Consider the following 12869-nt stretch of genomic DNA (forward strand, 5'->3'; position numbering starts at 1 on the left):
CAACGATTCAAAGGGCCTGCACCGGCCGACACCGACCGGTCTTCTTGTTTGCCCGTTCCTGCCTGCTTCTGTGCACTCCCGCCTCCTCCTGCCCTCTCCTGCCCGGCCGACCCGGCGGAACACCCCCCATTTCGCCCCCTCCACCGGGCCTCCGGTGACGGCATGGGACATAGCGGTCCCCTCGACGGGGCGACAGACGGGAGAGCGGGACGACAGAAGGACGGAAAGCAGCAGGCCGGGCTCAGTCGGCGCGGTCGTCGGCGCCGTCACCGGCCAGGGCCGCCGCCACGGAGTCGTGCACGGTGAAGACCGCCTCGGCCCCCGTGATCTCGAACACGCGGGCCACCACCGGCAGCATCCCCGCCAGGTGAACCCCGCCTCCGGCGGCCTCCGCCTTCAGCCGGGCGCCGAGCAGGACGTTCAGGCCGGTGGAGTCACAGAAGTCCAGGCGCGTGCAGTCCACGACAAGACGCGAGTAACCCTTGGCCAGGAGGTTGTCGAGGGGCTCGCGCAGCAGATCGGCGGTGTGGTGATCGAGTTCACCCGCCGGTTTCACGACAGCGCTCGAGCCCTCTTCCCGCACCTCCACCAGAAGCCGGCCCGACTGTGCGCTGCCGACCATCCCGTGGTCCATGCCGTTCTCTCTCCCGAGGTCGTGGCTGCTGATGCCCTCGAACATTACGCCTTCCAAGCACACTTCGACACCCGAACAACCTCGCATAATCGGACATACTCGAACAGAACGCACTTGCGATCGGTTCAGGGAAGCCGGTAGGGGTAGTAAGGAAACATTTCCCACCGGGCCCGCAACGGGCCCACGTCGGCTTCGGAGGCGCCGCACACCGCAGTGCACGCACTGGCTTCGGCTGCCATATGCCGAGAACGATGGAGGACACCATGTCACCCCGGCTCGACGCATCGCATACCCAGAACGCGACGTCGACACCCCCACCGGACCAGCTGGATCATGCCATCGAACCCCTCGACCCCATCGAGGGACTCCCGGAGATCCCGCCGTACGACGAGATCGGTCCCGTCGACGCACGGGCCTTGTCCAAGACCCTCTTCGAGCGCCTCGCCTCGCTGGAGGAAGGGACGCACGAGTACTCGTACGTCCGCAACACCCTCGTCGAGCTGAACCTCGCGCTCGTGAAGTTCTCCGCCTCGCGCTTCCGCTCCCGCAGCGAGCCGATGGAGGACATCATCCAGGTCGGCACCATCGGCCTGATCAAGGCGATCGACCGCTTCGAGCTCTCGCGCGGAGTGGAGTTCCCCACCTTCGCGATGCCGACGATCATCGGCGAGATCAAGCGTTTCTTCCGTGACACCTCGTGGTCCGTGCGGGTCCCGCGCAGGCTGCAGGAACTCCGTCTCGACCTGGCCAAGGCCGGGGACGAGCTGGCGCAGAAGCTGGACCGCGCGCCCACGGTCGCGGAGCTGGCCGAGCGGCTCGGCCTCTCGGAGGACGAGGTCGTCGAGGGCATGGCCGCCTCGAACGCCTACACCGCCTCCTCGCTGGACGCCCAGCCCGAGGAGGACGAGACCGAGGGCGCGCTGGCGGACCGGATCGGGTACGAGGACCACGGCCTGGAGGGCATCGAGTACGTCGAGTCGCTCAAGCCGCTGATCGCCGAACTCCCGCCCCGGGACCGGAAGATCCTCTCCCTGCGCTTCGTGGCGAACATGACGCAGTCCGAGATCGGCGACGAACTCGGCATCTCCCAGATGCATGTGTCCCGGCTGCTGTCGCGCACGCTGGTGCGATTGCGCAGGGGGCTGACGGTGGAGGAGTGACCACCACCTCCTGTCCCTGACGCCGCCGACACCGCCGCAGCGCCCCGGCCACCGGCCCCCACCGGTACCGGGGCGCTGCGGCGTCCCCGGCCCCGCCCCTTCATCACCGGCCACACCCCTTCGCCACCGGTCTCCGGCCCGCCGCCGCCCTGCGGCCCCACCGCCACACTCGGCCACCGGACCCGTACTCAGCCACAGGCCCCGTCGGCACCGGACCGCCGCGGCGTCCGCGGTCACGGCCCTCCACCCGCCGGCCCCGCGCTCGGCCACCGGACCCGTACTCAGCCACAGGCCCCGTCGGGCCCGGACCACCGCGGCGTCCCCGGCCGCGGCCCTCCACCCGCCGCCACCATGCTCGACCACCGGCTACCGCCACCAGCCACCGCCGGCACCGGGCCACCGCGACCGCCCCCGGCAGCGGCTCTCGGCCACCGACCCCGCCACCGTTCCCGGCAACCGCTCCCGTCGCGGCATCCCCGGCCGCGGCCATCCACCCGCCGCCACCATGCTCGACCACCGGCTACCGCCACCAGCCACCGCCGGCACCGGGCCACCGCGACCGCCCCCGGCCGCGGCTCTCGGCCACCGGCCCGCCACCGTTCCCGGCAACCGCTCCCGTCGCGGCATCCCCGGCCGCGGCCCTCCACCCGCCGCCGTTTTCGGCCACCAGCCCCGCCGGCGCCCCGGGGCTCTGCAACGTACCCGGCTACGGTCCTCTGGCCACCAGCCACCAACCCCCTGCCCCGCTGGTACCGGGCCACGGCGACGCTCCCGGCCGTAGTCCTCCTCCGGCCCCGCCACCGTCCTCGGCAACCGGCCACCGGCCACCGCCAGCGGCCCCAGCCCCCGGCCTTCAGCCTCCGCCCCGGCCCGTCGGGCTCCGCCCCCCTGACCCGTGGCTCTCCGCCCCCGGCCCCAACCGTTATCCGGTTACCGGGGGAAACCTCTTTTCCCGCACGGTCCCCTCCACCAGCATGGGCCCCCAAACCGGCTGGTATGCCGGACGGGGGTCGCAACGGCGCGGCCACCCGGCGTCACGAGGAGGCTGGACGATGGCTCAGGGGGACGGCGTCGGGGACGGGCCGGAAGGGGCCGAAACCCGCGAGGCCGGGACGGACGGCGCCGAGAGCGGCCGGGCCGGAGCGGGCGAGGCCACGGCGGGTGGAGGACTCGAGGGCGCCGCGGACTCCCGGCTCACCGACCTCCTCCGCTCCCCCGCCCCCACCGCCTACCCGGCGCTCCAGGAACTGCGCAGACGTCACCACCCGGCGGTCCTGGCCTACGCCCGGCTGTGTGCCGCGGGCGAGTCCGCCGCCCGGCGGCTGGCGGCCGAGACCTTCACCACGGCGGCCCGCGAGACAGCCCGCGGCGTCGACCCGGCCGTCCCGCTGCGCCACCGGCTCCTGCTGCTGACGGCGAGGCTGGCGACGGCCTGGGCGCAGGACGAGCGCTCCGCGGGCGTCGACCCCGGCCTGCTGCTCGTACTGAACGCGTCCGGCCTGCCCGACGGCCCCACCCCGCCCCTCCTCCCCGCGTTCCGCTCGCTGCCCTCCCGCACCCAGGGCCTGATCTGGTACGGCGTACTGGAGCGGGAGCCGCAGGAGCGGACCGCCGCCTTCCTCGGCCTGAGCGGCACGGACGTGGCGTACGGCACCCCACAGGCGCTCCAGGCCCTGTCCCAGGCCTGTCTCCGTCGGCGCCTGGCTGCCTCCGACGACCCGCGCTGTGCCGACTTCCGCCGGCTGATCGAGGAGGCCGTACGGCCGGACGGCCCACGCCGCAGTGCCGATCTGGACGCCCACATGGCGCGCTGCCCGCACTGCACGGCCGCGTTCGAGGACCTGCGGGCCCTGCGGGACACGCCCCGGCAGACCCTGGCGGAGGGCCTCCTGCCGTGGCGCGGCACGGCGTACCTGCGCGCGCACGAGCCGCCGGCCACCCACGAAGTGCCCTCGGTACGGGCGACCTGGCCGCCCGCGCGACGCCTCCTGCTGGCCTCGGCGGCCCTGGGCGTGGCCCTGACCCCGCTGCTGGTGTTCCTGCTCACCCCGGACGGTCCCGCGGGCCAGGAGCCGACCGCGGCGACACCGACCCCTCCCCCGGTGACGGTGACGGCAACGGTCTCGACGTCCCCGTCCGCGTCCCCGACCCCGCCCTCATCCCCGTCGGCCTCCTCCAACCCGCCCGCGCCAAGCCGGACTTCAGCCAGTGCGTCCGTGTCTGCACCGGGCCCGACGCCGACACCGACCGCACATCCCCAGGCCCCCGCTCCCGAGCCCCCGGGAACGGCCTTCGCCCAGGTGGTCAACCTCGCCACGGGCCGCTGCCTGGACATCCGCGACGGCGACCTGGAACAGGGCAACGACGTCGTCACGGCCCGCTGCTCCGGCTCCCCGACCCAACGCTGGCGCGTGGACACCCGCCTGGGCGTCCTGCGCTCGGCGGCCGACGACTCCTTCTGCCTGGACAGCCGGGGCGCGACCGACCGCGGCGTGGGCATCTGGACCTGCGACTCGGTCTACGGCGACAACGGCGACAACCTCCGCTTCACGGTCGCCGTCGACGGCACGATCCGCCCGGACATCGCCCCAGACACCGCGGTGACCCCGGACGGCCGGTACGGGGTGTCCCTGGAACCGCTGGACGGCGACCCGGACCAGCAGTGGCGGGCGGGCGCCGCCTGACAGCCCCGACTCCCCCAGGGCGTAAGGCCGTTCAGGCCACCCGCACTCCCCGCCGCCACACCCCGTCGACCAGCGGTACACCCGGCCGGTAGGCGAGGTGGACGTGGCTCGGCGCGTCCAGAAGGGTCAGGTCGGCGAAGGCGCCGGGGGCGAGGCGGCCGATGTCGGTACGGCGCAGGGCCGCCGCACCGCCCGCCGTGGCCGACCAGACCGCCTCGTCGGGGGTCATCCGCATGTCGCGGACGGCCAGGGCGATGCAGAAGGGGACGGAGGAGGTGAACGACGAGCCCGGGTTGCAGTCCGTGGACAGGGCGACCGTCGCGCCGGCGTCGAGGAGACGGCGGGCGTCCGGCCACTGAGCACGGGTCGAGAACTCCGCGCCGGGCAGGAGCGTGGCGACCGTGTCGCTGTTCGCCAGGGCGTCCACGTCCGTGTCGGTGAGGTGCGTGCAGTGGTCGGCACTGGCCGCGTCGAGTTCGACGGCGAGCTGGACGCCGGGGCCGTAGGAAAGCTGGTTGGCGTGGATGCGGGGGTGCAGGCCCTTCGCCCTGCCGGCGGTGAGGATCGCGCGGGCCTGGTCGCCGTCGAAGGCGCCCTTCTCGCAGAACACGTCGATCCAGCGGGCGTGCGGCGCGCAGGCGTCCAGCATCTCGCCGGTGACCAGGGCGACATAGGCGGCCGGGTCGTCGGCGTAGTCCGGGGAGACGATGTGCGCGCCGAGGTACGTCACCTCGTCGGTGTGCCGCGCGGCGATGCGCAGGGCGCGGGCCTCGTCCTCGACCGTGAGGCCGTAGCCCGACTTCGTCTCGAAGGTGGTCGTGCCCTGCCGGAGCGCCTCCGCCAGGTAGTGGGTGAGGTTCGCCTCCAGGTCCTCGTCGCTCGCCGCCCGGGTGGCGGCGACCGTGGTGCGGATGCCGCCCGCGGTGTAGGAGCGGCCGGACATCCGGGCGTTGAACTCCTGCGTGCGGTCGCCCGCGAACACCAGGTGCGAGTGGGAGTCAACGAAGCCCGGCAGCACCGCCCGGCCGCCCGCGTCGACCCGGTTGTCAGTGGCGGGTGCTTTGCTGGATTCACCGGTCCACGCGATGCGGTCGCCGTCGATGACGACGGCCGCGTCCTGGATCAGGCCCAGGGGGGATCCGTCACCGGAGGAGGGGTCGTTGGTGACCAGCGTGGCGATGTTGGTGATGACGGTGCTGCTGCTCATGGTGTCGTCCTTGTGGGGGGCGATGGGGTTCAGTCGCGGAGGGCCTCGACAGCGGCCGACAGCGCCTGCGGCACGTCGGGTACAAGGGTGTGCGCCCCGTCGCGTACGACATGCCGCCCGCCCACGACCGTATGCCGCACGTCCGCCCCGGTCGCCGCGAATACGGCCGTCTCGGCGCCCAGCCTGGGCAGCGGGCCCGCTGTCCTGACCGAGTCGAGGGCGATCGTCGTGAAGTCGGCGAGCGCCCCCGCCTCGAGGGTGCCGGCCGCGTCCCAGCCGAGGGCGGCGTGCCCGTCGGCGCCGGCGGCCCGCAGCAGGGCGGCGGCCGTCCAGTGGCCCCGGGTGCGGGTGCGCAGCCGCTCGTTCAGCTCCATCGCGCGCGCCTCTTCGAGCAGGTCGACGACGGCGTGGCTGTCGGAGCCGAGGCTGAGCGGGGAGCCGGCCCGCTGGAGGGCGACGGCGGGGCCGATGCCGTCGGCCAGGTCCCGCTCGGTCGTCGGGCACATGCAGGTGCCGGTGCCACTGGCGCCGAGCAGCGCGATGTCCTCGTCCGTGAGGTGGGTGTTGTGCACGCCGGTGGTGCGCGGCCCGAGCACGCCGTGGTCGGCGAGCAGCCGGGTGGGCGTGCAGCCGTGGGCGGCGAGGCAGGCATCGTTCTCGGCGGTCTGCTCCGACAGGTGCACATGCAGCGGGGCCCGCCGCTCCTCGGCCCATCCGGCCACGGTCGCCAACTGGTCGGCGGGCACGGCCCGTACGGAGTGGATCGCCGCCCCGATCCGTGCGTGATCCCGTTCCTTGAGAACTGCACAGCGTGCCGCCCAGGCCTGCGCGCTGCCGTCGGAGAAGCGGAGCTGGTGGCCGTTGGGGGCCTCGCCGAAGCCGGCGGACAGGTAGCAGGTGTCGAGGAGGGTGATGCGGATACCGGCGTCGGCGGCGGCCTCGATCAGCGCCTCGCCCATGGCGTTGGGGTCGGCGTACGGGGTGCCGCCGGGGGCGTGGTGCACGTAGTGGAACTCGCCGACGGCCGTGATGCCGGCCAGGGCCATCTCCGCGTACACCGCGCGGGCCAGCGCGTGGTAGGTCTCCGGGGTCAGCCGGTCGGCGACGGAGTACATCACCTCGCGCCAGGTCCAGAAGGTCCCGGAGCCGACCTGGACGGTGCCGCGCAGCGCCCGGTGGAAGGCGTGGCTGTGGGCGTTGGCCAGGCCGGGCAGGGTCAGGCCGCGCAGCACCTCGGCACCGGGCGGCGGGGTGGGGACGCCGGTACGGACGGCGCTGATCCGCCCGTCCTCGGTGGCGAGAGCCACGCCCGGCTCGACGTGGGTGTCGAGCCAGGCGTGCTCCAGCCAGTAGGTCGCCTTGGTCACCTGCAGGCCAGCCCTTCCAGTACGTCGGCGAGTGCGTGCACCCCGGCCACGCAGTCGTCCTCGGCGGCGGACTCGGCCGGGGAGTGCGAGACACCGGTGGGGTTGCGCACGAACAGCATGGCGGTCGGAACGCTCCCGGAGAGAATCCCGGCGTCGTGTCCGGCCCCGGTCCCGAGGACGGGCACCGTCAGTCCGGTGTCCTTGCCCAGGATGCGGCCGAGTTCGTCGCGCAGGGCGTGGTCGAACTCGACAACGGGCGTGAAGGACTCCCGTACGACGTCGAGATCGATGCCGTGGGCGTCGGCGTACTCCCGGGCCGCCTTCTCGATGCCGCCGACCACCGTGTCCAGGGTGTCCTGGTCGGCGGCCCGGGAGTCGAGCCAGCCGCGCACCAGGGACGGGATGGCGTTGACCCCGTTGGGCTCCACGGAGATCTTGCCGAAGGTGGCGACGGCACCGGCGAGCCGGGCCTCGCGGCGGGCGGCGAGCACGGTCTCGGCGTACGACAGCATCGGGTCGCGCCGGTCCACCAGCCGGGTCGTGCCGGCGTGGTTGGCCTCGCCCCGGAAGTCGAACCGCCAGCGGCCGTGCGGCCAGATGGCACTGGCGATGCCGACCCGGTCGCCGGACAGGTCCAGCGCCCGGCCCTGTTCGACGTGGAGTTCCACGAAGGCGCCGATCCGGGCCAGCCGTTCGGGGTCGGCCCCGATGCCCTCGGGGTCGTACCCGGCGGCCTCCATGGCCCGCGGGAGCGTGATCCCGTCCCCGTCGGTCAGCCGGTGCGCCTGCTCCACGGTCAACTGCCCGGCGGTGAGCCGGGAGCCGACACAGGCGAGCCCGAAGCGCGCGCCTTCCTCGTCCCCGAAGTTGACGATGGCCAGCGGCCTGCTGAACCGCGCTCCCCTGCGGCGCAGTTCGTCGAGGGCGGCGAAGGAGGACACGACCCCGAGGGGCCCGTCGAAGGCCCCGCCGTCCGGCACGGAGTCGAGATGCGACCCGGTGACGACGGCGTCCCCGGCAGCCGGGTCACCGAGCCAGGCCCACTGGTTCCCGTTCCGGTCCACCTCGTACGCCAGCCCGCGGCCCTCGGCCTGCTGCCTGAACCAGGCCCGGCACTCGGCGTCGGCGCCGGTCCAGGCGAAGCGCCGGTAACCGCCGGAGCCGGGGTGACGGCCGACGGGAAGCAACTCGCGCCACATCTCCTGGAAGGAGGGGGCGCTGGGGGCGGAAGCCGTTCCGCCCACTTCTACCGTCACGCCTCGTCACCCTCACGCATCGGCACCCGGACCCCGCGCTCGGCCGCCACCGACTCCGCGATGTCGTAGCCCGCGTCCACATGCCGGATGACACCCATACCGGGGTCGTTGGTCAGTACGCGCCGGATCTTTTCGCCGCCCAGCTTCGTACCGTCGGCGACCGTCACCTGCCCGGCGTGGATGGACCGCCCCATGCCCACGCCGCCGCCGTGGTGGATGGACACCCAGGACGCACCGGACGCCACGTTCACCATGGCGTTGAGCAGCGGCCAGTCGGCGATGGCGTCGGAGCCGTCGAGCATGGCCTCGGTCTCGCGGTACGGCGAGGCCACGGAGCCGCAGTCCAGGTGGTCACGGCCGATCGCCAGCGGGGCGGCCAGCTCGCCGGAGGCCACCATGTCGTTGAAGCGCTCGCCGGCCTTGTCGCGCTCGCCGTAGCCGAGCCAGCAGATGCGCGCGGGCAGGCCCTGGAAGTGGACGCGCTCGCGGGCCATCTTGATCCAGCGGGCCAGGGACTCGTTCTCCGGGAACAGCTCCAGGATCGCCTTGTCGGTCTTGGCGATGTCGGCGGGGTCGCCGGACAGGGCGGCCCAGCGGAAGGGGCCCTTGCCCTCGCAGAAGAGCGGGCGGATGTAGGCGGGGACGAAGCCCGGGAAGGCGAACGCGCGGTCGTAGCCCGCGAGTTGGGCCTCGCCGCGGATGGAGTTGCCGTAGTCGAAGACCTCGGCGCCGGCGTCCATGAAGCCGACCATGACCTCGACGTGCTTCGCCATGGACTCACGCGCACGCGTGGTGAACCCGGCCGGGTCCTTGGCGGCGGCGTCGGCCATGTCCTCGAAGGCCACGCCCACCGGCAGGTACGACAGCGGGTCGTGGGCGGAGGTCTGGTCGGTGACGATGTCGATGGGGGCGTTCATCGCGAGCAGCTGCGGGACCAGCTCGGCCGCGTTGCCGAGGACGCCGATCGACAGCGGGCGGCGGGCGTCGCGGGCCTCGGTGGCCAGCTGGAGCGCGTGGTCGAGGGAGTCCGCCCTGACGTCCAGGTAGCGGTGCTCGATGCGGCGCTCGATGGCGCGCGGGTCGCAGTCGATACAGATGGCGACGCCGTCGTTCATCGTCACGGCGAGCGGCTGGGCGCCGCCCATGCCGCCGAGGCCGGCGGTGAGGGTGATCGTGCCGGCCAGGGTGCCGTTGAACTTCTTCGCGGCGACGGCGGCGAAGGTCTCGTAGGTGCCCTGGAGGATGCCCTGGGTGCCGATGTAGATCCAGGAGCCGGCGGTCATCTGGCCGTACATGGTCAGCCCGAGGGCCTCCAGGCGGCGGAACTCCTCCCAGTTGGCCCAGTCGCCGACCAGGTTGGAGTTGGCGATCAGCACGCGCGGGGCCCACTCGTGGGTCTGCATCACGCCGACCGGGCGGCCGGACTGGACCAGCATGGTCTCGTCCTGCTTGAGGGTCCTCAGGGTGCGCACCATCGCGTCGAAGGAGCGCCAGTCGCGGGCGGCCTTGCCGGTGCCGCCGTAGACGACGAGCTTGTCGGGGTGCTCGGCGACCTCGGGGTCGAGGTTGTTCTGCAGCATCCGCAGGGCGGCCTCCTGCTGCCATCCCAGGGCGCTCAGTTCCGTGCCGCGCGGTGCTCGTACGGGGCGGGGTCCCGACATCGTCTGCCTCCTCCTGTTACTACGTCTATTCACATCCTGTCCGCCTGAATAGAACTAGTCAATACATCAGGGCGGGCCTCTTCGCGCGCCGGTGGTGTTTGGCTGGATGCACCGAAGGCGGACACGAGGGGAGAAGCTGTGGAACGGGACATCGAGGGCCGGGCTGCGGGCGAGGTGCGACAGGCGCGGGAGCGGGTCGCCCGGCGGGACGAGGCGGTGCGTGCCGCCGCGGAGCAGGGCCTGCTCGGTCCGGACGCGGCCGTGGTGGGACTGCTGGACGTGAGCGGGATCCGGGAGTCGGCGGCGGCCCTGCGGGCGGCGTTCGACGCGGCCGTGCCGCCCGGCACCCCGGTGCTGCACGCCTTCGCCGTGAAGGCCACCCCGCTGGTGCCGGTGCTGCGGCTGCTGCGCGAGGCGGGCCTCGGCGCGGAAGTGGCGAGCCCGGGCGAGCTGGCACTGGCGCGGGCGGCCGGGATTCCGGCGGAGCGGACGGTGCTGGACGCGCCCGCGAAGACACCGGCCGAACTGCGCGAGGCGCTGGCCCTGGGCATCGCCGTGAACGCCGACAACCCGCAGGAGCTGGACCGGCTGGACGCCCTGGTCGGCCGGGCGGCCCCTCGCTCCCCGCTGGGCCTGAGGGTCAACCCGCAGCTCGGCGGCGGCGCCATCCGGGCCACCTCCACGGCTACGGCGACCGCGAAGTTCGGGGTGGGCCTGCGCGACGAGGGGGCGCGCGACTGGGTCGTCCGGGCGTTCCTGGAGCGGCCGTGGCTGACCCGGCTGCACGCGCACACCGGTTCGCAGGGCATCCCGCTGCCGCTGCTGGCGCGGGGCGCGGCGGAGACGTACGCGCTCGCGGAGGAGATCAACGCACGCGCCGGGCGGCGGCAGGTCGACACGCTCGACATCGGTGGCGGGCTGTCGGTGGACTTCGCCTCGGAGGCGTCGGCACCGACGTACGCGCAGTACGTGCGCGTGCTGGCCGAGGAGGCGCCCGGGCTGTTCGACGGGCGGTACGGGCTGGTGACGGAGTTCGGGCGCTCCCTCATGGCCCGGCACGGGACCGTGGTGGCACGGGTGGAGTACGCCAAGAGCGCGGGCGGGCGGCGGATCGCGGTGACGCACGCGGGTGTGCAGGTGGCGACGCGGACGGTGTACGCGCCCGAGGCATGGCCGCTGCGGATCGCCGCGTACGACGCCAAGGGGCGCCCCAAGCAGGGGCCGGAGGTGGTGCAGGACGTGGCGGGGCCGGCCTGCTTCTCGGGCGACCTGCTCGCCGAGGGGCGGACGCTGCCCGAGCTGGAGCAGGGCGACCATGCGGCGGCACTGGACACCGGCGCGTACTACTTCGCCCACCACTACGCCTACAACTCCCTCGCCCGGCCCGGAATCTACGGCTTCGCTCCGGACGGCTCGGGCGGCATCGCCTTCGCCACCGTACGGGAGCCGCAGACCGTCGCCGAGGTGGTGGCGGAGTCCGGTGGGGCGCACGCGGATGCGCTCACCACCCTGCGGGCGCCCGGGAGCCGTTGACGTACTCCCGGCGAAATGGATCAACTCACCCGCAACAGAGGTCAGTTGACCCACACTAGTACGCCGGACGCATGTTCCACTGGAAAATGCCAAAGGCCTCACCCCTCGCGCACACGTTGCGTAGTGTCTGCGTCACTCAGCCGGATTCCCAGGCGGGAGGGGAGCCACGGTGCCCGGAATCGACGAGTGTCTGCTGGAAGCAATGCGGTTGCCCGGTGCGCGGGGCGCCGCGCTGGTGGACTGGACGAGCGGACTGGCGCTCGGCACGGTCGGCGACGCCCCCGGCGGCGACCATGAGACGACCGCCGCCGAGGCGGCCGAGCTGGCCCGGATGGCCGCCGAGCACGGCGCCTTCACTGCGGGGGCCGACGGTGAGGGGCCGCCGGTCGAGGACGTGATCGTCAGCAACCGCGACAGCTACCACCTGTTGCGCTTCGTGGACACCTCCTTCGACAGCAGCGTGTTCCTGCACCTGTGGATCGGCCGCGAGGACGGCAATCTCGCGCTCGCCCGGATCCGGCTCGGCGAGATGGCCGCGCGGCTGGTGCTGGGATGACCGTGACGCACATACCGCCGCTGCCGGTACGGGACACCTCGGCCGGCCGGGCCCTGTCGCCGATGCTGACCCGGCTCGCCGAGGAACGGGCCACCGGCGTCCTGGTCCGCGAGCACGGCACCCTGTACCTGGCCGAGGGCCGGGTGGTGCACGCCGAGAGCCCCTGCTCCCCGGGCCTCGACGTGCTCCTCACGGCCCACGGCACCCTTGCGACCGCCGCCTGGCAGCAGGCCGCCGCGCACTGCACGGGCCCGTCACAAGCGGCCGAACTCCTTCTGGATTCGGGCAAGTTACCGTCAGGCGCGCTGGAACTGTGCCATCTGGACGCTCTGTACGACGCCGGGTTCTTCACGCTGGCCCCGAGCAGCGCCCCCGGCCGCTTCCGCTACGACAACGGCCCCCGGCTCGGCCCGCTGCCCTCGGTGCCGGTCGTCGCGCTGGAACGCGAGACGCTGCGCCGCCGCCTGCTGCTGCACCGGCTGTGGCCGGACCCGGCCACCGACAGCGCACCGCTGATCCGCGCGGACCCGGTCACCGCCGCCCCGGTCACCCCCCGGCAGCGGGCGGTCCTGGACCGCGTGGACGGCATCCGCTCGGCCACCGGAATCGCCCGTGACCTGGGCAGGCAGGCGTTCCACACGCTGGTCGACGTACGCCGGCTCGCGGCGGCCGGTCACCTCGTAGCGGCGCACCCCACGGTCCCGGCCCCCGCCCCGGCCCACCCACCCCCGGTCACCGACCCCGACATCGCGCTGCTGAAGAGGCTCAGGGATGCGCTGGAGGCGCTTTGAACGGCACCGCCCCGCCGAGC

General features: G+C 73.4%; 10 protein-coding genes. 5 read left to right on the plus strand and 5 right to left on the minus strand.

Annotated elements, in window-relative coordinates; all coding sequences use genetic code 11:
- Window positions 1–241 precede the first annotated feature (241 nt).
- Window positions 242–634, minus strand: a complete 393-nt coding sequence (locus GQF42_RS18990; protein WP_158930310.1) for an STAS domain-containing protein — start codon at window positions 632–634, stop codon at window positions 242–244.
- A gap of 263 nt (window positions 635–897) precedes the next feature.
- On the opposite strand from GQF42_RS18990, the gene GQF42_RS18995 reads away from it, so the two are divergent.
- Together GQF42_RS18995 and GQF42_RS19000 are read left to right on the plus strand one after the other, a co-directional pair.
- Window positions 898–1794 carry an RNA polymerase sigma factor SigF gene (locus tag GQF42_RS18995; RefSeq protein WP_158930312.1) on the plus strand — a complete coding sequence of 299 codons (897 nt, stop codon included), beginning with the start codon at window positions 898–900 and terminating at the stop codon, window positions 1792–1794.
- Between the two features lie 1052 nt (window positions 1795–2846).
- Entirely contained in the window at window positions 2847–4478 is a 1632-nt protein-coding gene (locus GQF42_RS19000; RefSeq protein ID WP_158921482.1) for an RICIN domain-containing protein, read from the plus strand.
- Between the two features lie 31 nt (window positions 4479–4509).
- Here the strand turns inward: GQF42_RS19000 and hutI are convergent, their stop codons facing one another.
- Genes hutI through hutU form a run of 4 tightly spaced genes read right to left on the minus strand, consistent with a single transcriptional unit; the run spans window position 4510 to window position 9969 of the window.
- Window positions 4510–5685 carry an imidazolonepropionase gene (gene hutI, locus GQF42_RS19005; protein WP_158921484.1) on the minus strand — a complete coding sequence of 392 codons (1176 nt, stop codon included), beginning with the start codon at window positions 5683–5685 and terminating at the stop codon, window positions 4510–4512.
- Window positions 5686–5714: 29 nt separating this feature from the next.
- On the minus strand, window positions 5715–7052 hold the full coding sequence (locus tag GQF42_RS19010) for a formimidoylglutamate deiminase (protein ID WP_158921486.1): 1338 nt from the start codon (window positions 7050–7052) through the stop codon (window positions 5715–5717).
- Entirely contained in the window at window positions 7049–8251 is a 1203-nt protein-coding gene (locus tag GQF42_RS19015; RefSeq protein ID WP_158930314.1) for an allantoate amidohydrolase, read from the minus strand. The genes GQF42_RS19010 and GQF42_RS19015 overlap by 4 nt, the downstream gene beginning before the upstream one ends.
- Before the next feature lie 53 nt (window positions 8252–8304).
- Window positions 8305–9969 (minus strand): urocanate hydratase, encoded by a 1665-nt coding sequence (hutU, locus tag GQF42_RS19020; RefSeq protein ID WP_158921488.1) that lies wholly within the window; start codon window positions 9967–9969, stop codon window positions 8305–8307.
- Window positions 9970–10119: 150 nt separating this feature from the next.
- Here hutU and GQF42_RS19025 point away from each other — a divergent pair, with 150 nt between their 5' ends.
- From GQF42_RS19025 to GQF42_RS19035, 3 genes are all read left to right on the plus strand, one after another.
- Complete coding sequence (locus tag GQF42_RS19025; RefSeq protein ID WP_158930316.1) at window positions 10120–11502, plus strand: type III PLP-dependent enzyme domain-containing protein; 1383 nt, start codon at window positions 10120–10122, stop codon at window positions 11500–11502.
- 169 nt (window positions 11503–11671) lie between these two features.
- Window positions 11672–12058: a hypothetical protein gene (locus GQF42_RS19030; protein WP_158921490.1), complete on the plus strand. Its 387-nt coding sequence runs from the start codon at window positions 11672–11674 to the stop codon at window positions 12056–12058.
- Window positions 12055–12849: a transcriptional regulator gene (locus tag GQF42_RS19035; RefSeq protein ID WP_158921492.1), complete on the plus strand. Its 795-nt coding sequence runs from the start codon at window positions 12055–12057 to the stop codon at window positions 12847–12849. Before GQF42_RS19030 ends, GQF42_RS19035 begins: the two co-directional genes overlap by 4 nt.
- Window positions 12850–12869 lie beyond the last annotated feature (20 nt).

Origin of the sequence: Streptomyces broussonetiae, assembly GCF_009796285.1 — a bacterium.
Lineage (GTDB): Bacteria > Actinomycetota > Actinomycetes > Streptomycetales > Streptomycetaceae > Streptomyces > Streptomyces broussonetiae.

Coding starts and splice junctions, on each gene's coding strand:
- GQF42_RS19035 (WP_158921492.1), top strand. CDS start 12,055: ATGACCGTGACGCACATACCGCCGCTGCCGGTACGGGACACCTCGGCC.
- GQF42_RS19015 (WP_158930314.1), bottom strand. CDS start 8,251: ATGTGGCGCGAGTTGCTTCCCGTCGGCCGTCACCCCGGCTCCGGCGGT.
- hutU (WP_158921488.1), bottom strand. CDS start 9,969: ATGTCGGGACCCCGCCCCGTACGAGCACCGCGCGGCACGGAACTGAGC.
- GQF42_RS19000 (WP_158921482.1), top strand. CDS start 2,847: ATGGCTCAGGGGGACGGCGTCGGGGACGGGCCGGAAGGGGCCGAAACC.
- GQF42_RS18990 (WP_158930310.1), bottom strand. CDS start 634: ATGGACCACGGGATGGTCGGCAGCGCACAGTCGGGCCGGCTTCTGGTG.
- GQF42_RS18995 (WP_158930312.1), top strand. CDS start 898: ATGTCACCCCGGCTCGACGCATCGCATACCCAGAACGCGACGTCGACA.
- hutI (WP_158921484.1), bottom strand. CDS start 5,685: ATGAGCAGCAGCACCGTCATCACCAACATCGCCACGCTGGTCACCAAC.